At 48.2% G+C, this 22,703-nt stretch carries 20 protein-coding genes and 4 pseudogenes; 20 read left to right on the forward strand and 4 right to left on the reverse strand.

The features are described 5' to 3' along the window. Window positions 1–69: 69 nt before the first annotated feature. Window positions 70–1,053 carry a LacI family DNA-binding transcriptional regulator gene (locus JCM2765_RS05365; RefSeq protein ID WP_054734679.1) on the reverse strand — a complete coding sequence of 328 codons (984 nt, stop codon included), beginning with the start codon at window positions 1,051–1,053 and terminating at the stop codon, window positions 70–72. A gap of 234 nt (window positions 1,054–1,287) precedes the next feature. Here JCM2765_RS05365 and JCM2765_RS05370 point away from each other — a divergent pair, with 234 nt between their 5' ends. From JCM2765_RS05370 to JCM2765_RS17545, 9 genes and pseudogenes are all read left to right on the forward strand, one after another. Further along, a complete protein-coding gene (locus tag JCM2765_RS05370) occupies window positions 1,288–2,325 on the forward strand; it encodes a Gfo/Idh/MocA family protein (RefSeq protein WP_225351991.1) in 1,038 nt (345 codons plus the stop codon). Between the two features lie 6 nt (window positions 2,326–2,331). After that, window positions 2,332–3,312 carry an ABC transporter substrate-binding protein gene (locus JCM2765_RS05375; RefSeq protein WP_054734684.1) on the forward strand — a complete coding sequence of 327 codons (981 nt, stop codon included), beginning with the start codon at window positions 2,332–2,334 and terminating at the stop codon, window positions 3,310–3,312. A gap of 15 nt (window positions 3,313–3,327) precedes the next feature. After that, complete coding sequence (locus JCM2765_RS05380) at window positions 3,328–4,554, forward strand: sugar ABC transporter ATP-binding protein (protein ID WP_225351981.1); 1,227 nt, start codon at window positions 3,328–3,330, stop codon at window positions 4,552–4,554. A gap of 10 nt (window positions 4,555–4,564) precedes the next feature. Continuing rightward, window positions 4,565–4,804 (forward strand): hypothetical protein, encoded by a 240-nt coding sequence (locus JCM2765_RS17945; RefSeq protein WP_225351982.1) that lies wholly within the window; start codon window positions 4,565–4,567, stop codon window positions 4,802–4,804. Window positions 4,805–5,017: 213 nt separating this feature from the next. Next, window positions 5,018–5,811, forward strand: a pseudogene (locus tag JCM2765_RS16650) (ABC transporter permease). 10 nt (window positions 5,812–5,821) lie between these two features. Beyond that, window positions 5,822–6,733: a sugar phosphate isomerase/epimerase family protein gene (locus JCM2765_RS05395; RefSeq protein WP_054734690.1), complete on the forward strand. Its 912-nt coding sequence runs from the start codon at window positions 5,822–5,824 to the stop codon at window positions 6,731–6,733. A 191-nt stretch (window positions 6,734–6,924) separates the two neighbouring features. Beyond that, on the forward strand, window positions 6,925–7,548 hold the full coding sequence (locus tag JCM2765_RS05400; RefSeq protein WP_054734693.1) for a hypothetical protein: 624 nt from the start codon (window positions 6,925–6,927) through the stop codon (window positions 7,546–7,548). Between the two features lie 176 nt (window positions 7,549–7,724). After that, on the forward strand, window positions 7,725–9,380 hold the full coding sequence (locus tag JCM2765_RS05405; RefSeq protein WP_054734697.1) for a zinc ribbon domain-containing protein: 1,656 nt from the start codon (window positions 7,725–7,727) through the stop codon (window positions 9,378–9,380). 279 nt (window positions 9,381–9,659) lie between these two features. After that, entirely contained in the window at window positions 9,660–11,741 is a 2,082-nt protein-coding gene (locus JCM2765_RS17545; protein WP_054734699.1) for a MucBP domain-containing protein, read from the forward strand. An 85-nt stretch (window positions 11,742–11,826) separates the two neighbouring features. Here the strand turns inward: JCM2765_RS17545 and JCM2765_RS17950 are convergent. From JCM2765_RS17950 to JCM2765_RS17960, 3 genes and pseudogenes are all read right to left on the reverse strand, one after another. Further along, window positions 11,827–12,747, reverse strand: a pseudogene (locus JCM2765_RS17950) (ABC transporter substrate-binding protein); the annotation flags it as partial. Between the two features lie 38 nt (window positions 12,748–12,785). Next, window positions 12,786–12,950: a hypothetical protein gene (locus tag JCM2765_RS17955; protein WP_225351983.1), complete on the reverse strand. Its 165-nt coding sequence runs from the start codon at window positions 12,948–12,950 to the stop codon at window positions 12,786–12,788. 14 nt (window positions 12,951–12,964) lie between these two features. Next, window positions 12,965–13,489 (reverse strand): peptide ABC transporter substrate-binding protein, encoded by a 525-nt coding sequence (locus tag JCM2765_RS17960; RefSeq protein ID WP_225351984.1) that lies wholly within the window; start codon window positions 13,487–13,489, stop codon window positions 12,965–12,967. Between the two features lie 405 nt (window positions 13,490–13,894). Between JCM2765_RS17960 and JCM2765_RS05420 the strand changes: the two are divergent. The 11 genes and pseudogenes from JCM2765_RS05420 (at window position 13,895) to JCM2765_RS05465 (ending at window position 22,653) form a co-directional block, all read left to right on the forward strand. After that, window positions 13,895–14,325: pseudogene (locus JCM2765_RS05420) on the forward strand (C40 family peptidase). A 352-nt stretch (window positions 14,326–14,677) separates the two neighbouring features. Continuing rightward, a pseudogene (locus JCM2765_RS17970) lies at window positions 14,678–15,405 on the forward strand (FGGY family carbohydrate kinase). Further along, on the forward strand, window positions 15,312–16,211 hold the full coding sequence (locus tag JCM2765_RS17975) for an FGGY-family carbohydrate kinase (RefSeq protein WP_225351987.1): 900 nt from the start codon (window positions 15,312–15,314) through the stop codon (window positions 16,209–16,211). The pseudogene JCM2765_RS17970 and the gene JCM2765_RS17975 overlap by 94 nt, the downstream one beginning before the upstream one ends. A 133-nt stretch (window positions 16,212–16,344) precedes the next feature. Further along, complete coding sequence (gene galU, locus JCM2765_RS05430) at window positions 16,345–17,262, forward strand: UTP--glucose-1-phosphate uridylyltransferase GalU (RefSeq protein ID WP_054734701.1); 918 nt, start codon at window positions 16,345–16,347, stop codon at window positions 17,260–17,262. Window positions 17,263–17,723: 461 nt separating this feature from the next. Then, window positions 17,724–18,758 (forward strand): hypothetical protein, encoded by a 1,035-nt coding sequence (locus JCM2765_RS05435; RefSeq protein WP_057152032.1) that lies wholly within the window; start codon window positions 17,724–17,726, stop codon window positions 18,756–18,758. A gap of 11 nt (window positions 18,759–18,769) precedes the next feature. Continuing rightward, window positions 18,770–19,708, forward strand: coding sequence for a hypothetical protein (locus JCM2765_RS05440; RefSeq protein ID WP_054734705.1), 939 nt, complete (start codon window positions 18,770–18,772; stop codon window positions 19,706–19,708). Continuing rightward, window positions 19,705–20,034, forward strand: coding sequence for a Firmicu-CTERM sorting domain-containing protein (locus JCM2765_RS05445; RefSeq protein WP_054734708.1), 330 nt, complete (start codon window positions 19,705–19,707; stop codon window positions 20,032–20,034). The genes JCM2765_RS05440 and JCM2765_RS05445 overlap by 4 nt, the downstream gene beginning before the upstream one ends. After that, window positions 20,000–20,317 carry a Firmicu-CTERM sorting domain-containing protein gene (locus tag JCM2765_RS05450; protein ID WP_054734711.1) on the forward strand — a complete coding sequence of 106 codons (318 nt, stop codon included), beginning with the start codon at window positions 20,000–20,002 and terminating at the stop codon, window positions 20,315–20,317. The genes JCM2765_RS05445 and JCM2765_RS05450 overlap by 35 nt, the downstream gene beginning before the upstream one ends. Then, a complete protein-coding gene (gene xrtG / locus JCM2765_RS05455; protein ID WP_054734714.1) occupies window positions 20,318–20,959 on the forward strand; it encodes an exosortase family protein XrtG in 642 nt (213 codons plus the stop codon). After that, window positions 20,922–22,271: a TIGR03111 family XrtG-associated glycosyltransferase gene (locus JCM2765_RS05460; protein WP_054734715.1), complete on the forward strand. Its 1,350-nt coding sequence runs from the start codon at window positions 20,922–20,924 to the stop codon at window positions 22,269–22,271. Before xrtG ends, JCM2765_RS05460 begins: the two co-directional genes overlap by 38 nt. 4 nt (window positions 22,272–22,275) lie before the next feature. Further along, window positions 22,276–22,653 carry a 6-carboxytetrahydropterin synthase gene (locus JCM2765_RS05465; protein WP_054734718.1) on the forward strand — a complete coding sequence of 126 codons (378 nt, stop codon included), beginning with the start codon at window positions 22,276–22,278 and terminating at the stop codon, window positions 22,651–22,653. Window positions 22,654–22,703 lie beyond the last annotated feature (50 nt).

Consider the following 22,703-nt stretch of genomic DNA (forward strand, 5'->3'; position numbering starts at 1 on the left):
TCTGTCGGTTACGCCTTACGCTCCGCTTTCAACCCGTTTCGCTCCACGCTCTGTCCTACGTACTTTCCCTCACCAACAACGACGCTCCAACACCTCATGCCGCTCCGGCGCATTTTTTCGCGCAATCTTTTCCCTCAGAATTTCACACGCTTCGTGACCAATTTCATAGGCCGGTTGCTTAATGGTGGTGAGCTTTGGTGAGACCACGGTGGCTAAGAAGATGTTATCAAACCCCACAACAGAAAGCTCATCCGGTACCCGCCGCCCTAAGTGACGGGCAGCTTCCAACGCCGCAATCGCAAAGATATCCGAAGTGGCAAAAATCGCATCGATTTCGGTGCGGGTGCGGAGCAGGTCCGTGACTTTCGAAAGTGCTAAATTATAACGGATGCTGTTAATATGCAGCACTAGATCCGCCTCGAACGACAGCTGCGCTCGCCGCAGCGCCTGTTTGTAGCCAGCTTCCCGTTCCCGAGCGTACTTATGGTTAGTCGTCGCGTTGATCAGCGCAATGTGGCGCCGGCCGATTCGGGTGAGGTAATCGGTCGCTTTTTGCGCTGCGATATCGTCGTTGATGCCTACGTAAGACATTTCGGTGTCCTCTAAGTATTCCGAGCACATCACCACCGGAATCTCATGGTTGAGTTGGTACGCCGTTTGGTTATCCGGAAGGGCAGCCAAGGCGATTACCCCGCAGTAGTTGGCGTCTTTCAACATGTTTAAGTAGTACTCAATATTGGTGTCGGTTTCTTTGACCATTAATAGCGCAACGTTCAGGTCGTGGGCATTGGCCGCATTTTGAATGCCTTCGAGCACCGATGAATTGAACGGATTTGATAAATTGGGTATCAACACGGCAATCGTGGTGCTCTTGGCTGGTTGGCGGGTGTTTGTGACGTGATAGTCCATTTCCGCCACCAGCGCATCAATCGTGCGTTGGGCGACTGCACTGACACTGCCACGATGGCTGATTGCCCGCGAAACCGTGGCAATCGAGTAACCGGAGGCGGCAGCGATGTCTGAGAGTGAGGCTGGTTTTCGTTTTCGGCTCATCGAGATCCCTACTTTCGTATTTGCCACTCATTATAGCACGATTTTTCTAAAAAATACGGTATATATTACGCTATATTGTAAATGTTACACTATATTTTGCAAAAATTACGTTGACTATCATGCTTAATCACTTTATTCTGAGTTTGTAAGCGATAACATTGTTTTGGAAGGAGGCCACGACATGGATGTTGCGGTCATTGGGATCGGCTTCATTGGTAAGCAGCACATCGAGCGATTCGGCGAGTTCCGGGGGCGCGCCTAGTTGCGGTGTGTGAACCAAATGAAGCGGTCGCCAAACAACTCAGTCAAGCAATGGAGATTCCCCGGTACTACACGTCAGTTGAGGAATTGTTGGCGGCAGAGCCGACCTTACAAGTTGTCCACAACTGCACACCTAGTAGTTTCCACTTTGCGATTAATCAGCAACTGATCGCCGCGGGGGTGAACGTCTACTGCGAAAAGCCGTTTACCAGTAACGCCGAACAGTCGGCAACGCTGGTCAAGCAGTTATCCAAATCCGGCCTCAAAGGCGGCGTTAATTTCAACTACCGGCATAATCTGATGGTGGAAGAGATGCGCGAACGGGTGGCCAGTGGGTCAATTGGGCGACCGTGGTTCGTCAACGCCGAGTACCTGCAAGACTGGTTATTGAAACAGACCGACTACGATTGGCGGGTAGACGCTGAAATTGGTGGTCCCACTCGGGCAATCGCCGACATCGGTTCGCACTGTTTTGATACCTTACAGTACATCTTCAATCAACGCATTGTGAGCGTTGAAGTGAAGCGTCTGCAAGAATACGCCACTCGGTTCCAAAATGGACAAGAAGTTCCCGTTAGCAACGAGGATGCGGCCATCATCTTTGTGACCTTCGAAGATGGTTTATCCGGCTTGATCCGGGTGTCGCAGGTGACTGCCGGTAAAAAGAACGACCTCCACGTGTTAGTCGAAGGCAGTGAACAGGCGTTGGAATGGTATCAGGAGCGACCGGATCGGTTATGGGTCGGTCACCGGGACCAGGGCAACGAAGAGCTGTACGCTGCCAGTCAGTATTTACACGGGCAAGCCGCTCACGATGCGGAACTGCCCAATGGTCACGCGGTGGGTTGGAAGGACGCCTTTACCGCTGGCATTCAAGCCTTTTACGATGACGTTAACGGCAAGCCTAGTGCCGGGTACGTTGATTTCTCAGAAGCAGATTACTTAATGCAGCTGGTCGACGCCTGTGTCGTCAGCGATGCACAACAGCAACCAATTCAACTTCAGGGGTGAACGAATATGAAAAAAGGATTACTAGTTAAGTTACTTGGCGTTACCGCACTGGCAGCCACGATGATTGGCTTAGCCGGTTGTAGCAGCTCCTCATCGGACAAAAAATCAAGCGATTCATCGACCACCAGCAGCAAGACCCTCGCCGTGGTGATTCCAAGTTCCGACCACGGCTGGGAAGCCGGCGTGAACTACTACGCCCAACAACAAGTGAAGAAGTTAGGGCTGAAAAAATATAAGATCGTCACCTCATCATCCGTCAACGAACAAGCATCTCAAATCGACGACATGATCTCCCAAAAAGTGGGGGCCATCGTACTCCAACCGCAAACTGACGAAGTCTCGGTAGCAGCGAAGAAAATCGTCACCGCCAAAATTCCACTAGTTGTTTTTGACCGGAAAGTGGACGCCAAATACACCGGTTACGTTGCTGGGTCTAACCCACAAATCGGCCAATTATCAGCTAAGAAAATCGGTGATGCCTTGAAGGGCAAGGGCACCGTTGCCGTACTGAACGTGCCAAGCTCAGGTTCTGTGAGCGCTGAACGGACAGCCGGCTTTAAGAAGGTTATGAAGGCCAGCTACCCAGACATTAAGTTAGTCAACATGACGGCCGATGACTTCACCCAAGAAAAGGGCTTGAAGGCGGCGACGGATATGCTGCAATCAAACAAGCAAGTTGACGGGATCTTCTCCATCGATGACGAATCATCAATCGGGATCTTACAAGCTGTGAAGGACGCTAAGCGAACGGACATCAAGATCATCTCGGGTGCCGGTGGTGACCAAGCCTACTTCAAGCAAATCAAGGCTGGCGGCGACATTACCAAATTTACGGCCACCTACTCACCAGCCATGATCGGCGATGCCATCAAGTTGGCAAACAAGGCGATGAACGGGAAGACCATCAAGAAGGACACCATCATTGCGCCAACCATCGTCACGAAGAGTAACGTTGCTAAATTCCTAGATGCGAAGTCACCATACTAAAGGTCGGTGAAACGGATGACTGATGTCGTTAAGATGCGCCAAATTGAAAAAGCTTTCGGGGCCAACGCCGTACTCAAGCGGGTTGATTTTACACTGGCAACCGGGTCAATTCACGCCCTGTTAGGTGAGAACGGGACGGGGAAAACCACCCTAATGAACATTCTCACCGGCGTGTATACCAAGGATCAGGGTGAAATTGAAATCGATGGCGCACCAGCGACACCGGCCACCCAGCAACAGATCGCCTTTATCCATCAGGAACTCTCACTGATCAACGATTTAAGCGTGTACGAGAACCTGTATTTAGGTCACGAACTCAAACGTCATGGGTTGTTACGGCAACGGGAAATGATTGCGACGGCGCAGCGATTTGTGGACCAAGTCGGCATCGACCTTGATGTGACGACCATGGTACGCGACCTCAATCCGTCTTATAAGCAAATTACCGAAATCGTGCGGGCGTTGATGCGCGATGCCAAGGTGATCATTATGGACGAACCTACCACCTCGTTAACCGATGTTGAAATCAACGACGTCTTCAAAATGATGCGGACGTTGCGTGATCAAGGGGTTAGCTTAATCTTTATCTCGCATAAACTTAACGAAGTGCTAGAAATTTGCGATACCTACACGATCATGCGTGACGGAGTCGTGGTGAATTCGGGGCCGGTCACGCCAAACTTAACCGAAGTGCAACTGAGTAATCAAATGGTGGGTAAGGAGTTGGCCAACAGTGAAATCTATCAGCCACGACCACTGGGTAAGCCGATTTTAACCTTGGAAGGTCTGACGAAAGCGCGGGAATTTCATAACGTGGATCTCGTTGTTCATCGAGGTGAGATTATCGGCGTGACGGGTTTGCTGGGTGATGGGCGAAGTGAACTCTTCAGTGCCGTTGTCGGCGCAACGCCGTTTGATGCCGGGCAGGTTTTGGTTAACGAAAAGCCGGTTCGAATCCGGATCACCGCGGATGTGAAGCGGTACGGAATTGCTTATTTACCGAAGAACCGCAAAGAAAACGGTATTGTGCCAGACCTTAATATCGAGGAAAACATGGCCTTGCCGATTTTGGGGCGATTGTCCCATGGTGGGCTGATCCACCGGCGGCAACTGGCAACCACCGTTCAACGCTACGTTAAGCAAATCAACATTAAGGTGGCGGATGTTAAAGACGTCATCGGGTCGCTTTCTGGTGGCAATCAGCAAAAGGTCCTGTTGGCTAAAGCCCTCTGCACCAACTAACGTGGTGATCTTGGATAATCCGACGCAGGGGGTCGATGTGGGTGCGAAAGCCGAAATTTACCACCAAATTATGGACTTGGCGAAAACGGGCATTAGTTTCGTGATTCTGACCAGTGAAATTGCGGAGATTCAACAGCTTTGCGACCGAGTCTACGTGATGACCCACGGCGAGATTCGAGCGGAACTGCCACACGACGCCATCAACGAACGTGACATCATGTTGGTGGCGACCGGTGGGCAATTAGATTAGGAAGGTGAGCTTATGATAGACACGCAGGACACTTCAGCACCTCAGCACAAACAACGCAGTCTGAAGGGATTGATCGCGGACTATAGCGCTATTTTTGCCTTTCTGATTCTGTTCATCGTGGCGGTGCTCCTCAAGGGATCAATCTTTCTCAGCGTCAGTAACATCATGAACATCTTAATGAACAACTCGATCATCGGCATCATCGCCCTGGGCATGACACTGGTGATCATCACGGCGGGCATCGATCTAGCCGTGGGGTCGCAGATGGCCGCCACTGGACTGATTGCGATGACGATTTTAAATGCCACGCAGAGTATCTTCTTGGCCATCTTGGCAGCCGTGTTTGCGGGACTGGTCTTCGGGGCCATCACCGGTGGCTTGATTTCAAAATTTGGCGTGCCAGCTTCATCGTGACCCTAGGGACCATGCAGATCTACCGGTCCGTCTCCGAATACTACTTTGATGGTGGCGGGGTGTTGGCCTCTGGTAAGTCGGCGAGTGCCTTTACCGCCATTGCCAATACCAAGCTGTTTGGTGTCATTCCGATGCCGATGATCTACTGGTTTGCGCTTTGTATCATTATTAGCATCATTGCGCGGCGGACGGCGTTTGGCCGGCACGTGTACGCAATTGGGAGTAACAAACGGGCCAGTTTCCTGTCAACGATTAACGTCAACCGAGTGTTATTGCTGGTGTATGCGTTATCCGGAATCCTAGTTGCCTTGGCCTCAATCATTGAAGCCTCACGGTTAGGGAGTATGAACTCTGCGTCTTCCGGGAGTGGCTACGAAATGGATGCGATTGCGGCCGTTGTGATTGGTGGGACGTCGATGGCCGGTGGTCGCGGGACGATTTTAGGCACGGTATTTGGCACCCTGACCCTCGGCATTATTAATAACCTGATGAACTTGTTGGGGGTACCGTCGTTTTTGGTGGGCGCCATCAAAGGGATCATTATCATCGGCGCGTTGCTGATTCAGCGGTCGGTGTCGAAGGACGAAAGTTAGGGGTGGCAGGATGAAATTAGGGTTGTTGAGTGCGATTTTAGAAACCATGTCGTATGAAGAAGTCATTGATTACGTGGCCGCTCGCGGGTTAAGCTGTGTTGAATTAGCGGCTTGGCCCAAGGGGGACGGTGCGCGCCGGTATGCGGGGGTATCCCACGTTGACGCCGAAAGCTTAACACCAGTCCGAGCGGAGGAAATGCGCGGGTACGCTGCTGAACGACACGTTGAAATTTCAGCGTTGGGGTATTACCCAAACCCGTTATCAGCGAATGTGGAAGTTGCCGAAACGGCGATTGCGCACCTTTACCGGGTTATTGACGCCGCTCAAATGATGGGCGTTCCGCTGGTGACGACCTTTTTGGGCCGTGATCAGTACCGAACCGTGGCGGAAAACCTCGACTTAGTGGCGACCGTTTGGCCACCAATCATTGAATACGCTCGAGATCGGGGAATTCGAATCGGTATCGAAAACTGTCCGATGCTGTTTACCGACGATGAGTGGCCAGGTGGTCAAAATATCATGACGTCGCCAGCAGTTTGGCGGCAGGTGTTTACGCGCTTAGACTACGATAACTTTGGTTTGAACTATGATCCGTCACACTTTGTTTGGCAGATGTTGGATTATGTGAAACCCATCTACGAATTTCGAGACAAGTTATTCTTGGTGCACTTCAAGGACATTAAGCTGTTACCTGACCAGTTGGCTGAGGTTGGGACAATGGCGACACCACTGTCGTATATGGTGCCTAAGTTACCCGGTTACGGTGATATTGACTGGGGTCGGTTTGTGTCGGCCTTGAGTGATGTTGGATATGCCGGTAATACCAGTATTGAAATCGAAGACAAGGCGTTTGAAGCGGATGAAGCGCAGGTGGATGCGGCGATTCGGCATACGGTGACGTATATGCGCAATTTTGTTTAGTCGGTGAAACAACGAGATAAAGCGGTCGAACGCCCCATTGTTGTAAGGGGTGTTCGGCCGTTCTGCGTTACATTGAAGCGACAGAACGTGAAGGGTGCTCCGACTTTTAGCGAAATTGTTCTAGACCATTATCATCAGGTGTGGATTATGCTAAACTTAATCCGCGAACAACTTAATTGTGGAGGACAACGATGTCGCTGGGGACTTTTTTGAAGCACGAATCAACTACAACTGTGAAATTAAGCGTTTTTGAGGCGTACCAACGGCGCCGCCGGTTACGCCGAGCCTTGGCGAAAGCATTGGCCGACTATGTCGGTTACTTTAAGGCCACCATTGCCACCCTTGAACATGACCGGTTAGCTGAGATGACCCAGAGTCGTTATCAAACGGCACTGCGAGTAGCGGAGACGATGGATTTACACGTTGATCATGCCGATTCGGTCGCGTTGCTGGATCAGACGTTAGCGCTGGCTCAGTTATTGATGGTGAAACTGGATTGGTATTTTTACCAAGTTGCGCCCGATGATTATGAGGGGCACCAGGAGATGACGAACGCGCTGTCAGTCAGTCGAACCGGCAAGAGTCATTACCAGTACGTGGACTGTAAGACGATGGAAAGCGTTCAGGTTGATTTTTCGTCATTAACGCGAGGGTCGATCAGCGTTGATTTTATTTTAAGTCGAAACCAAGCCTATACGGTGCGGGTAGAATTTCACCACGATGGCGAGTTTCCGGTGATTGCCGAGCAGTATGCGCTGTCGGAGTACGTCACGCGGGTGTCGATCAGTGATATTTCGGCGCAGATGGGCAAGTAACCGGAAGCGTCTACGATTAAGGGAGTCTTGTTTTGGCCGGGTGTTTTAGGCTAAGACAGGACTTTTTAGTGTGTTTGGGGTCGTTCCAGCGACTGGAATGCGCGTGACAACCCATAAGCGGTATTTTATAATAAATACTAAATGTATAAATTAGTTGATTAAGGGTGGGGACCAAAATGGCAACAGATGGATCAGGTGACGGGCAGGCCACGATGTTTTGCCCAAATTGTGGCACGAAGGTTTTGGTGACGGATGCGTTTTGTGCGAACTGTGGGGCTGAGTTAGCGGCGTTTCGGCCAAATACATCGGCGGATGCACCGCAACAAAATGCGCCGGAACCGGTGACGCCGCGGCAGGAGTCGCAACCGCAATCCGCGTCGGAGCAAGCCGAGCGGCAACCAGCGGAACCACGGCAGGATGCGCAACCGCAATCTGCACAGCAACCGGTGGCACCGCGGCAGTACACGCCACAGCAATCAATGCCAGAACGAGGCGGACAACAACCAACACCGGCGCAATCAGTGATTCAGCAACCGGCACAACCAGCGCAACCAGTACCGCACCGTGCGGCTACGCGGCCGCGGCAACCACGTTCGAAGGGCCAGCGAATTGGCCTGATTGCGGGCGCTATCGTAGTTGTGTTACTGGTGATCCTTGGCGTTATGGGCAACAACTACTACTCCAAAGCAAATACCATCAAACGAATCGTGACCGCTGCGAAGGGCAACCAAGCCTCGTTGGCGGATTACTTCTACACAACGGACCCGACCTTTAAGGTGACGAAGACGTCGCTGAAGCCGATGGTGCGGTATTTGCAACAAGATCCAGCGGCTTTGAATCAGTTTCAGGAAGGCTTGACGAATAGTGGCCAGTTTGAGAAGGGGCATTTGCTGTTGACGCAACACGGTCACCACTTCTTGGTCTTTCCAAAGTATCAGGTTCAGGTTCGACCGGTGTACGTTTCGGTGACGGTGAACAAGAAGAACGCCAAGTTAAAACAAGATGACCAGTTAATTGCAACTTCGACTTCCGCTGATTACACTAAGAAAATCGGGCCGTTGGTGCCTGGTTTGTATAACCTAGCTAGTTCGGCTAAAATTAGTGGCCGTCAGCTGACGAATACGAATACCTACCATTTAAATCAGGACAACCAAACGATTCCGCTGACGCTGAAAACCATCACCTTTGACGTTGATGGACCAGCGGGCACCGAAGTGATGATTAACTCGCAACGGCAGGGGAAAATCGATAGTAGCGGTGTTTTGACGCTTAAGGATTTCCCTTGGACTGATCAGATGAAGATCCAGGGTGTTTATCGGAACGGCAAAACGGTTGTGAAGTCGCAACCAGTCGCGTTAGATGAATCAACTGGTGATCCGGAAGTTTCAATTGATTTTCCGGGACTAGTTGACCAAGCGGATGCCGATACCTTCTTTAACAATTTAGGGGATGCAACGTCGATTTTGAGTAATACCGGCGATATTGATCAGGCGTCTGACGATGACGGCGACGACTTGTCGACCTTCTTTGCGGGTGGCGATTCGGATTCGAACTACCAGGAATTTGTCAAAATGGGGAAGGGCTATTACGACGATGACGATATCGATGGTACGGAGATCACAGCCAGCATCGATAACGTTCAGCTGAGTTCGCAGGACAGTAGTGATGTGACGTTTGAGTTCAAATACAAGTTTGATAACGGCGACCACTACCACGTTCAGGTGTTCAAGTACACCGCAAACGTGATCGTGCGCGACAACAGCGACTACCCGCTTCAAATCAAGAGTTTGACGCCGGCTCAAAGTGTTGATACGTATAACGAAGACGAATAATCAAAATGGGTTCTTGTAACGGTTTAAACGCCGTTATGGGAACCTATTTTTGTCGTTCATTGACAGATTAAACAAACAAAATGGGACTTCAGTTGGTCTGTGTAACATTTTTTGAATTTTAACAAATTTTGCTTTTGAATTGGTGAAGGGCATGTTACACTATGGGTGGAAAATGATGGTTTGTGTTGCAACGGTGACAGGGAGTCTCGTTGTCGCAATCAGGATAGCTTTCGGGGGAAAGTTTGACCATCGAGACAGCAATATAATGGGGGGATTAACATGATGAAAAAGCGGCAACAACTCATGGGAGATTTGGCAACGCGGACGCACAGAGTTCGGCTATATAAGCGCGGTACTAAGTGGATAATGATGGGCGTAACAACCCTGGCTTTTGGGGCGGGGTTGATGACCGTAACAGGTGTTGTGGCACAAGCAGACGCAATACCTGTTGAGGTGGCGGCCGAGCAACCGGCGACTGGCGCGACAGCTGAGACGGACACAACGGTTGATGCTGATGCGGCAACAAATCAGGCGTCAGTTGAAAAATCAGTTTCAGAAGCACCGGCTACAACGGCGGCTCCGTCAACTGAAACGGCTGAACAAACATCAACGGATAAGCCGGCAGACACCACGCCGCAAGCCGATGTCGCCCAAACAGATTCAAGTTCAACTCAAGAAGCTACGACTGAAACTGAAGAAGTCAAAGCAGGCACAGTGACGACACCAACGCAAGTCGTGAAGGCGCCTAATGCAGTGACGACCACGTCTGATCCGACGATTGATCCACAGACGCATACAGATGTTCCGGAAACGAACACTTATAAGGACAGCGTTTTTCATCAAGCACCGATTTATTTAGATGGTAAGCTGGCTAATCCGACTGGGCAAGATGCGACCGTTAATGGTAAGCCGCAAGGGAGCACTATTGGCGGCATTTCTCAAAGTGATTTTATTACCCCACAGCATGAGAATGAGCTGATCAATAACGCCTGGTATGATGGCAGCAACGCTTGGATGGTCGGGTTTAGTACGGACAACCAGACCACGTACATTTACGAACTTGATCAACAGGGCAACGTGACGAATACCTTGACGACCGTCGGACCAGCCGCCGCTGATTTTGATGCGGATTGGTCAACTCGGGTTGATGGCGTCAATGTTGCATGGGATGGTGACGTTTTACAATTATCGCTAGGTCGCGACTTTACGACAACGTCTGGAATAGCCTATATCAGTGATATTCCGGTTAAATACGTTGACCGAGCTGGCAAAGAACTTGCGCCCGAGTCGACCGTTTCGGGATATGATGGGACCTATGTGGATGCACCAGTTCCAACAATTGCGGGTTATCGGCTCGTGAGTGTGCCTTACCAGAACCAAAAGCATCAGTTTTTAATCAACGGAAAAGCTGAGGTAACGCCAACTGACGATTATCAGGTCGTTGATATGGGTGGCGGAATAACCAAGTACTTTAAAGTCCTTGATAACAAAAATACGCAGGACGTCTATGTCACTTTTGACTATATTGATAACACGTATCCATCAGAATCAATTATCATGACAGCTGATCCGGTTGCGAACGGTATATTCCCGATTCACACTTTTTACGGTGATTTAACGATTACGTTATCTGCGCCGACTCCAATTGGCAATCCACTGACCTTCGTCTACGAACCAATCCAAAGCTACCAATTGATGATTCAATACTTGGATGCTAATACTCGCGAACCATTGGCAACAACCTACCAAGCAACCGGGATCGGTGATTATGAAATCAACTCACCAGTGATTGCGGGCTATACGACTTCAGCGTCGACGGTTACGGGGAATCTTTTGGCGGATACGTTGGTTAATGTGTTGTATTCACCAGTCGTAGTTGATGAACCAACGACATCGGGGGCAACCGGTGATAACGAACCGGGCAGCCCAACTGTCACAACGCCAGTGACGAGTACGCCTGAAACAACGGTTGTGACAACATCAACGATGAAGCAACCTGAAACAACAATCGTCAAAACACCAACAACGCCAACCACTTCGGCGCCAACGATTGTGCCAGATGATTCCGATGATGCGGCGGGTGTTCCGGAAAAGACTACCGAAAATGGGGTCGTTACGGCAGACGCCAATTACGCAAAGGTGGCAACAGCTAAACAGACGCCATTGGATTCGTTTGGTCGTCAAAGTCAATCAGCTACCGTATCGTTCACGTCATCGAACCAAACTGATTCACAAAATACGGCTGAAGCGCAATTGCCACAAACGAGCGAAACGAATTCGACTGTTTGGGCACAATTAGGAATCGTGGTGCTGTCAACACTCGGTCTCTTTGGCTTGGCTGCTCGAAAGAAACGCGATTAATTACCCAATTAAATGACTAGTAAAAAGCGCCTGATGTCCAGAATTCAAACATCAGGCGCTTTTTAGTAGCCGGCGAAACTTTCAGTTACTTATCAAGGTACATGCCCTTAAAGTTAAACTGCAAGCCGGCGCTATTATAAACGAGCCCCTTCAACTTCGGGTTGCGCACTTGCGGAATAGTTGCTTGATAGATTGGCGCAACCCCTTGATCCTGCATCATCACCCGCTGCGCGTCAACTAAATCTTGCCAACGCTTATTTTGATCATTGGCATCGGTTGAAGCGGAGGCCTTAACGAGCCGGTCGTACTTGGCGTTTGACCAGCCACCTTCGTTAAAGGTGTTGGTGGACTGCAGAATCTGCAAGAAGGTGTATGGGTCAGAGTAATCGGCACCCCAGTTTGAAACGAAGAAATCGAACTGGTGGTGGGTTTGACGTTGAATCAGCGTCTTAGTCGGCACGTTGGTTACCGTCAGCGTCAGTCCGGGGAGCACTTTTTCCAATTGGCCCTGGACGTAACCGGCAGCGTGTTGAGCCGCGGTGGAGTCCCCCGCGAGGACTTCTAATTTCAGCGATTTTTTATTCATCTGTTTGAGTGCTAGTTTGAACGCAGCCTTGGCTTTCTTAGGACTATACGTAATGCCAGTATTGTTTTGGTTCGCTTCCTTAGCGAAATCCTCACCAGTTTTTGGATTACTTGCTAGACCGGACGTTACAAACCCAGTTGCTGGTTGTGAGCCGTCACCGAGGACGTTGTTGACAAACGACTTGCGGTCAATGGCGTACGAGAAGGCTTTCCGAAGTTCGGCATTTTTAAATGCTGGTCGGGTCTTCTGGTTAAATTCAAGGTAGAAGATCCGGGAATCTTGAAGGACGTGCATGTCCTTACTCTTTAGCATGTTTTTAGCCTGAGTCCCAGATAATTCGGCAGCGTCGATCTTTTTGGTTTGGTACAGGTTGTAGGTGGTTGCCGGGTCCTTGACCACTTGGTCGTTGATCTGCTTGAGGTAGACGTGCTTCTTGTCCCAGTAAGTTGGGTTGGCAACTAAGCGCCATTTTTCGTTGGTGCCCGTCCAGCCTTCATGATAAACGGCCCATCGTAGACCATCTTATCGGCAGCCGTGCCGTACTGCTTACCGTATTTTTCAACCGCCGTTTGGTTTTGCGGGAAGAAAATTGGGAAGGCCATGAGGAGTTTGAAATACGGCATGGGGCGCTCCAACTTCACCTGCAGTTTCGTTTTGCTGAGGCTTTGACACCCAGTTGACTCGGGGTCGCTTTGCCTTCTTGAATCCGGTTGGCGTTCACGATGCCGTCATAGATGTAACCATACTGAGAGGCAGTTTTCGGATTGATCGTTCGTTGCCAACTATACACAAAGTCTTGCGCAGTTACCGTCTCGCCATTGGACCACTTGGCGTTCGGTCGTAACGTGAAGGTGTAAGTTTTACCATCTTTGGAAATCGTGGACTTAGTGGCGATGCCGGGTTCGATTTTGTGATGGTTACCGAGGCGGTAGAGGCCTTCACCAACGTTACCGGTCATCGTCAGATCAATGGGTTCGGTGAGTTTAGACGGATCTAGTGTGACTAAATCTTGCGTTTCAGACCAGTTCACGACCTGATCACTTGCCATCTGACCCTTGAGATTGCCGTCATTTTGCCCGCTACTGCTTTGGTTGCCACAACCCGCCAACGCTAAAATGGCGATGGCGCTCAAAAACCACAGATACCGTTTTTTAATCATCATATTTCCCCCAATTTACAAACCGTCAAACGAAGTCACAACTTAATATAAGGTTATTTTACACTAAAATAAGCCGAACATTAAATTAAAATTAAAAATTAGCGATAAAATTTCTTTTTATTGGGGAATGTTAGTGACATAGTAATGTAAAGTTGCTTAATATCACGACTAATTGAGAGATGTATTTTAAATAATGAAAATTGCCTTATTTCAAATATTACGCTAGACCAATAACGCCCGTTTGACTTGTCATACTGATTAACTGAAACGCAACTCGACTGCAACACGGCTGTAATAGTCGCCTGCTAGACTTGTCATCATTGAAGAAAACGAATTGCACGATAAAAAGAAGGAGAATCTTACTTGATGAAGAAATCAGTGATCAATTTTGGATTGATTACCGTAGCCATGCTCGGAATCGTATTTGCGTTTAACTTAATCCAGCCAAAAACTGCCAGTGCAGCGACAACGCCCACTTACAGCAAGGTTTACAGTACTGCCAAGGCCCAACTGGGGAAGCGTTACAGTTGGGGTGCCGTTGGCCCATACACCTTTGACTGCTCAGGGTTAACCTCCTACGTTTACAAGCACGGGGCTTCTAAGTCGATTCCACGGACGGCTCAGGCGCAATACAATAAGTACAAAAAGGTCAGCTACAAAAACATTAAGAAGGGCGACTTGGTCTTCTTCGGTTGGAGTAAGCACAGTATCAGCACGTTGGTCTCTATGTCGGTAAAGGCAAGATGATCGATGCGCAAAACCGCGGGGTCATTACTGAATCCGTGAAGGCACCATGGTGGCATTACGTGGGCTCGGCTCGGGTTACGGCGTTAGATTAAATTAATTAGCAAAAACTGCTCTGAAATTTTCAGGGCAGTTTTTTGTCATATACGGGATGTCACATTAAAGTGCGTTTTGCGTGATTTATGGGCATCATGAAAATAACGTCGCATTCAGGCGTTAACGTGGTGGTTGATTTGGTTGATAATTTGAAACAAAACGGAATTTTTATATTGAATTAATAGCTATACCAAATTGATGCAAATGTTTGCGGCGAATTTATGATATGCTATGATTATAAAGATGAATGGCGGTTATTTAATGAAAAGTCGTTATTAAAAACAACTATACCAACTGCGGTATATTTTAATGGTTCATTCAACTTATTATCACAACCAGGAGGCATCAACCATGACTTACTTGATTGGCACGGATATCGGCACCTCTGGCACCAAAACGATTCTGACGGATACGCAGGGCCACATTTTAGCGCAAGCGATTGAAGAGTACGACGTGCTTACGCCCAAACCGCTTTGGCGGAACAGTGGCCGGAGGTGTGGTTAACCGCAACTAGAGCTACCATTAAACGGGTCGTTGCAGAAGCTGGTGTTCCAGCGGCTGAGATTAAAGGCATCGGCATCAGTGGTCTCTACGGCGGTTCCGGCGTGCCGCTGGATGACCAGATGCAACCAGTCCGGCCGTGTTTGATTTGGTTAGATCGACGGGCTCAAGCCGAGGCTGAATGGGTGAAGACCCATGTTGATATGGCAAAGTTAGCCACGGTTACTGGTAACGAAGTGGTTGATCCCTACTATGGCTTTACGAAAATGTTATGGATCAAGCAACATGAGCCTGAAAATTGGCAGAAGACCCGTTTATTCTTACCGCCCAGCAATGACGTGATCTATCGGTTAACCGGTGAAATTGCCATTGACCACGCCGCCGCGGGGTTAATTGGTGGGGTTTACGATGTTGCGCGCCGTGATTGGTCGGATGACTTGTTGGCACAACTAGGCTGCCACGTGATGTGTTGCCTCAGCGCATCGTGGATTCAACTGAAATTGTGGGTGGCCTCACCGATGACGTTGCCCGTGAGTTGGGTCTACAGACGGGAACGCCAGTCATTTCCGGTGGGGTAGATGTCGGCGCTGCCAATATCGGCATGGGCGTGTTTGAACCGGGCAAATACGTGGCGACGATTGGCTCTTCCATGAACGCTGCCTTGGTGACTGAAGCGCCAATTACCGATCAGGGCATGATTGTTTGGCCGTACCAGTACCGTGGCACCGGTTTGTACTATAATTTCTCCGGTTCAGCAACGGCAGGCGCAATCATTAAATGGTTCCGGGATAACTTCGCCCAGTTGGAAGTTACCCAGCAGGCTAACGGTGGCGTGGCGGCTTACACTGCCTTAGACGAACAGGCTGCTGAAATTGAACCTGGGAGTGACGGCTTAATCGTCCTACCTTATTTTATGGGTGAACGGGCGCCATTGTGGAATGCGGACGCGAAGGGCGTTATCTTCGGCTTGTCGTTGGCGCATTCCCGAGCACACGTGTACCACGCTTTTGAAGAAGCGGTTTGTTATGCTTTACGAGAAAGTATCGAACGAACCGGTCGTGACCTAGGTGATAGTATCGTCATTGCGGGTGGGGTGACCCATTCAGCCGACTGGGTGCAGTTGTTTGCGGATGTGACGGGTTATGCAATTCAGACGCCGTTGATCAATGCGGAGGCCAACTTGGGTGACGTGATTTTGGCTGGCCTGGCAACTCAGACGTTGACGGTGGCCGATGCGCAAGCTTGGCAGGTGTTGGGTGAACCGGTCCAACCTAACTTAGAGCGGCATGTACAATATGACGGTTATTACGCACTCTATAAGCAGCTTTATGCGGACCTCATGCCTGACATGACAACCCTTAGTCGATTGGAGACACATAATTGAGCCGAAACTGATATGTATTCGCCAAAAGTTAAACGAACCTTACAAAAATCTAAGTGAATCCCCTTAACGATTAGTGTAAAATGGGTTATAAGATTATTCGAACCATATGCAACTTGTAGAGGAGATTTGCGAAATGAAAGTACGTAAGGCCGTTATTCCAGCTGCTGGACTCGGTACCCGCTTCCTACCGGCAACCAAGGCATTGGCAAAGGAAATGTTGCCCATCGTCGACAAACCAACGATTCAATTTATCGTTGAAGAAGCCCGACAAAGTGGCATCGAAGATATTTTAATTATTGAAGGAAAATCAAAACGTTCCATCGAAGATCACTTCGATTCAGCCCCCGGTCTTGAACAAAACCTCGCCGAAAAGGGCAAGGATAAGTTACTGGATTTGGTCAACCAAACCACTGCAGCCGGCGTGAACATTTTTTATATCCGTCAACCCTATCCTAACGGGCTGGGTGATGCGATTCGCTACGCCAAGTCATTTATTGCTGACGAACCCTTCGTTGTCATGTTGGGCGATGACTTGATGAGTGATAAAGTGCCGTTGACCAAGCAATTGATGAACGAGTACGATAAGACCCACGCATCGATTTTGGCTGTCAAGAAAGTGCCTCACGACGAAGTTTCCGCATACGGGGTCATTGATCCAGAAAGCAAGATTGATGATGCACTGTACAATGTCCGGAAATTCGTGGAAAAACCAGCTGTTGAAGACGCGCCAAGTGACTTGGCCATTATCGGGCGCTATCTATTAACACCAGAAATTTTCGACGTGTTAGCCAAACAGAAACCAGGTAAGGGCGGCGAGATTCAACTCACCGATGCCATCGACACGTTGAATCAAACCCAACGTGTGTTTGCCCATGAGTTTACTGGCGAACGCTACGATGTTGGTAACAAGTTTGGTTACGTGAAGACCAATGTAGAATATGGCTTGACCCATCCTGAAATTAAGGATGAATTGAAAGATTACATCCTTGAAACGGCGGAACGTTTGAAGAAGGCGGATGCTGAAAAGGCTGAAACTTCGAAGAAAAAGTAAATTTTGACTGGATCAACGACGTCTCACGGCTCGAATTGAGCTGTGGGGCGTTTTTTGGTGTGTCATGAAAGAGTCGAAATGACTTAGAACGATTCAAATTACATGTGATATTCAAGCATTTTCATAAAATAAATAGTGATAGAAAAGGGTCACAATTTGACGAGTTATCGGATAAATTTTCGAAATTAATTAGAATCTGGTGTGGCTCAGAAATGAGTTATAACGCATTTTGAAAGCGCTGTCCTATTTTGTTACTGTATTTTGTAATTGTATTGAAATATAATACTGGGAAGTTTATTATATACTGTGAATGAGTGCTTAAGTTATTTTTAACCTTTATAAATAGCGTAAGTGAAACGTTTAGTTTTCCCGAATCATTAAGGGGCTAAACGAGTTGACAATTAGACATAAGTGTTTTGAGTATTTAGCAATAGGCAGGCACTTCGAAAGCAGGGGCAGTTATGAGATATAAAGGGTTAGCATTCCTTCTTTCCTGTGTAGGCGCATTAGCGTTTGCAGGGAGTCAATCAGCCAGTGCAGCGACCACGATGGTCAACGTCGATGGACTCTACAGCGACTGGGATTCGATTGCAAAAACAAGCATTGGTTCTAGTAACCTGGCAATTACTGGGACTGGCAGTCACGTGTACTTTTACGTGGATGCCTCGAAGCAATCTTCAGCAGTAAAACTTTCTGATTATAATGTAAAAATTGGTAGTTCTACCTATAAGATTTCCTTATCAGGTAGTGGTGAAAACTACATTCTTCAAGGACAGGATCAAACCACCGGTAATTCAACAACGTTAAATGATATTGGGGCAGCGGTCGTTAAGGACAACAAAATCGAAGCTGATATTGATTTGACCAAGTTACCGGAAACGTTTAATGGCATGCAGACGCTGACCATTTTGAACGATAGTCTTGGTAGCGGTGAGGCAACGAGTTTGAACGATATTTCAACGACTGCCGCAACCGATTTGGCAAATGAGGTTGCGATGCCAACGTTGGCTAGTGGTTCATCGGATACCATTGCTGATTCAAGTAACGTGGCGTCCGCTACTAATAGTATGACTACTAGCGGCATTACGATTGATGGCGATGATTCCGACTGGGATAACGTGGCTAAAATTCAGACTGGTTATAGCGGCACCAACGATGTTGCCGTTGCGACTGATAGTAAGCACGTTTACTTTTATGTGAATGGTACGAACTCGACTTCGCCGGTGGCCACGAATAGTTATCAGCTGAATATCGGTAGTAATGGCTACTATGTCAGTTTGATTAGTAATGGCGATGGCACGTACAACGTTCAAGCCCAAGATCAGTCCAATAATTGGGTTCAATTGGGAACGATTGGGACGGCAACCATCAAAAATAACGTCCTAGAAGCTCAGATTAATTTGAGTGATTTACCACAAAAATACAGTGGGGTACAGACGGTTTCATTGAGTAATCAACAAGTTGGACCGGGCACCGCAACCAACATGGTGATTTAACCAGCAATGCGTTGGCGGATGCTGCAGCTGCAACGACCGTCACGCCACTTGAAAAAGTTCAGGTGGGCGATACGTATACGACTGCTGATAGTTCGTCGACGAGTTCGGCCTCTAGCAGTAGTACCAGTTCGTCATCCTCAGCTTCAAGTAGTGCTACTAGTTCCTCAGATACTGCATCTTCAGCTGCTTCGAATTCTTCGGAAACAGCAACAACGAATGCTAAGGATACGACTAGTGATACGAAGTCGAGTGATGCTAAGTCAACGGATGGGATTTCGATTGATGGGGACTACTCGGATTGGGCGAATGTTTCGAAGACTGCGATGGGGTTCTGGGAAACAGACGATGTTGCGGTAACGAATGATGGCACTAATATTTACTTCTATTACGATGCTAGCGCCGCTAAAGCACAGGCGTTCCAAGATGAATGGCAGAAAAATTTTTATATGCTGGTTGGCAATAACCAGTATCCAGTTACGTTATCGGGAACTAGTGGCGATGTGACTGTTAGTGTGAATGATAAAGCAGTTGGCAAAGCCGTAATCAACGGTAATCGAGTTGAGGCAAACGTGCCAGTTTCTGATTTAGGCCTTGGCTTTGATGCTAGCGGTCAAACTGTTTCGGTTGGTAATTACAAAGTTGCTGGTAATACTACTGTTAGCACGGTGATTAGCAGTGATATCACTAAGAACCAAGTTGCCGATGCAACGAAAGAAACTGATAGCAGCAGTGATAGTAGTAGCTCTAACGACAGTTCCTCAAGCAGTGCTTCTAGCGCTTCCAGTACACCTGATGTGAATGAAGATGGGACTTCCAATGCTTTAGATCAAGCGGTTTCCGGTGATAGTGATAGCTCAACTGAGACTAAAATGCGGATACGAATAATGTATCCGGTGATTTGGGCATCAATATCGACGGTGATTTTAATGACTGGAACGATAAAACGATGACTGAAGTGCACTGGAAAGGTGACAATGATAATCGAGAATTGGCCACGCTATTAGCTGACGATAAGTATGTGTATTTTTATGTGTTGATGGAGCCTCATCTTGAAGGTGGTTATAAGACTTTCCAACCATCTGGTTATAAGTTACACGTTGGTGATGCAGTGTATGATATTACCCTTAATAATGGTCAAACTGTTAACTTAGCAAACGGATCAACGCAAGCTGTTAGCGTGACTGTTTTTGACAATAAAAAATATGAAAAAGATCAAAATAGTATGGACGCTACCATTAACAATGCTGGCGAAGTACGTTGGCAATACTACGATTGATCAAACGGCTTATGAGTATATTAAAGATCATGGTAATAGTGCTGTGACGGTTCAAACACCTTCCTATCAGTGGGAAGTCCGCATTCCGCTCAAAAATTTAACGAGCTCCTCAAATGAGACCGGTCAGGATATTAGTTTAACGACTACAACTATTTGGACCGATACCCTGCATACCAGCGGCGGTAGCACCGGCCCCGTTGTCCTCGCCAGCGCCGGCTTCTTAATTGCGGCGATCACGGTGTTGAAGACGACCGGCTTTAAGCTGAAGAAGCGGTGGTTTTAAATGAGTATTTACCTGATTATTGGGACGATTGTCTGGCTCTATGCCTTGACGATCTTAAAAAGGGCCAAGTTGCCAGCCTTCTACTTTATTGTGGGCAGTGGCGGCCTTTTTTTCATCTTGATTGCGCTGAGTGATCCGTACTGGGTCTGGTTTTTCACCCATGCGGTGGTGAACGGTGTTCGGTGGTTCGGCGCAGTAACTGGTTGGAGTACAACGATGCCAAAATACAGCATTGTCAGCATCATCAACCAAACGGCGCCCATCAATATGAGCATCGATTACGAATGCTCCGGCATTATCGAAACGGCGGCTTACCTGTCGTTAGTGGTGTTCTTCCCACTGTACAACCGGTTTGAAAAGCTGTTCTTCTCGGTAGCCGGTATGCTGTGGATCTACATGGCCAACGTGATTCGGCTATCGGTGATCATTACCATCTTGCATTTTGCGGGCGCGAACTACTTCTTTGTGGCCCACGCAATGATTGGCCGGTTAGTCTTCTATGCTTTGGTCATCGTGCTCTACTACGAAATCTTTACGTACTCGCAAGTGTCACAGAACCTTTACCACGTCATTAGACGACGATTTCATCGGAAGGGGCTGAGTGATGGATCTGAGTTATTGGTTAAACGTCACCCTGTTTAAGATGGGCTTTTGGCTGACGTGGGCGTTGATTCCCATCGTGGTTGAAATCCTGCCAGCGCTGTTTTCGGCGATTGGCTTAATTGTGCGCCAGTTCCGACAGAAAAAGTTGGAAATGCCGGATAAGATGCCGATGATCTCACTGGTGGTGCCGGTCTACAATTCCGAAGAAACGCTCTTTCGATGTATCCAGTCAATTCACGATTCCACGTATCCCACGGAACTGATTCAGGTGATTTTGGCGGACAATCAAAGTACCGATAATAGTTTTGAGGTCTTTGACCGGGCCCATAATCACTATAATGATTTGAATATGCAATTGATCCATACTGAACAGGGGAAAGCCAAAGCGCTGAACTCCGCGATTTATGGTTGTATCGGAACGTACATTATCAACATCGATAGCGATGGTGTACTGGAAAAACACGCGTTGATGAACATGGTGTTGCGGTTTGAAAACGACTACGATATCGCGGCCCAAACCGGGACGATTTTGCCACAGCGCGATATGATTATGAACGATGAGGACAGTGGCTGGTTCAAACGACTGTTGCGGAAGAACGAGTATTTTGAATACGCACAAGCCTTCCTCTCTGGGCGGACGATTGAAGCCCAAAACAACCAGTTGTTCACGATGTCAGGCGCTTTTTCAGCCTTTCGTAAGGAAGCCCTCCTTAGTACGTTTATGTATAACACCAACACGATTGGTGAAGATACCGATATGACGTTTCAGATTCGGGAACGGTTGAAGCGTAAGGTGGCGATTTGTACGGATGCAATTTTCTACATCGAACCGATCGCCGGCTTCCACGAACTCTATACCCAGCGACAACGGTGGCAACGGGGCGAACTGGAAGTCATTCACGAGTACGCGCAACACGCCAAGTTACACGACTTCTTTACGAACTTCTTGATTCGGCGCGAAATGATCGATCACACCTTCTTGTTTCCCAAGATGATCTGGATGTTTGCCTCGATTGCCTTACTGTTCTTCCGGTATTCAGCAATCATGATGGGCATGTCGTACTTCATTATCTACTTACTGTACGTGTTCGTTGGTTTTCTGAATTTTATCTGTGTTAAGCTATTACTGAAAGACTTTTCCGATGAGAATTCGTTTTACGGTTCCCTTTGGTGGGTGACCTTCACGTTACCGCTCTATAACTTCGTGCTGTCATGGATTCGGTTTATCGGCATCCTTAATAGCATGACGGAGACTTCTAGTTGGAACTCCGAAAAGTTCGGTGACGAAATGGATTCGGCACAGGAAATTCTTGAGAACGACTATAACTGGGTGAAACACAAACGGGGGTAATTGGTTGTCACATCAAGTCCACACTTATAAAATCAAATCCTACGTGAATGCCAGCCATGCCATGCGCTGGGCTGACGGACAGGGAAAGCAACATAACCATACCTGGGAAATTATCAGTGAGTTTAAGAGTGCCGGTGATCACATGATCATCTTTAACGATATTGAGCGCACCCTAAACGATATTTTTCAGACTTTTTCGGGCAAGTTTTTAAACGAACTCCCCGCATTTCAAAAAATCAATCCCACGGTTGAAAACGTGACGATTTGGCTATTTAAGCTGATTACGGATGCGTTGGATGGACTGCATGCCGATTTAATTCGACTGGAAGTTGGGGAATCGCCAACCCGGTCATACTGTATTACCGTGGAAGACGATGAATAGTGAGTTGGCTGATTAGGATCGGCCAATCCAAAAACAGGGGAATCGTGTGA

It is taken from the genome of Secundilactobacillus similis DSM 23365 = JCM 2765 (assembly GCF_001311075.1).
Classification (GTDB): Bacteria; Bacillota; Bacilli; order Lactobacillales; family Lactobacillaceae; genus Secundilactobacillus; species Secundilactobacillus similis.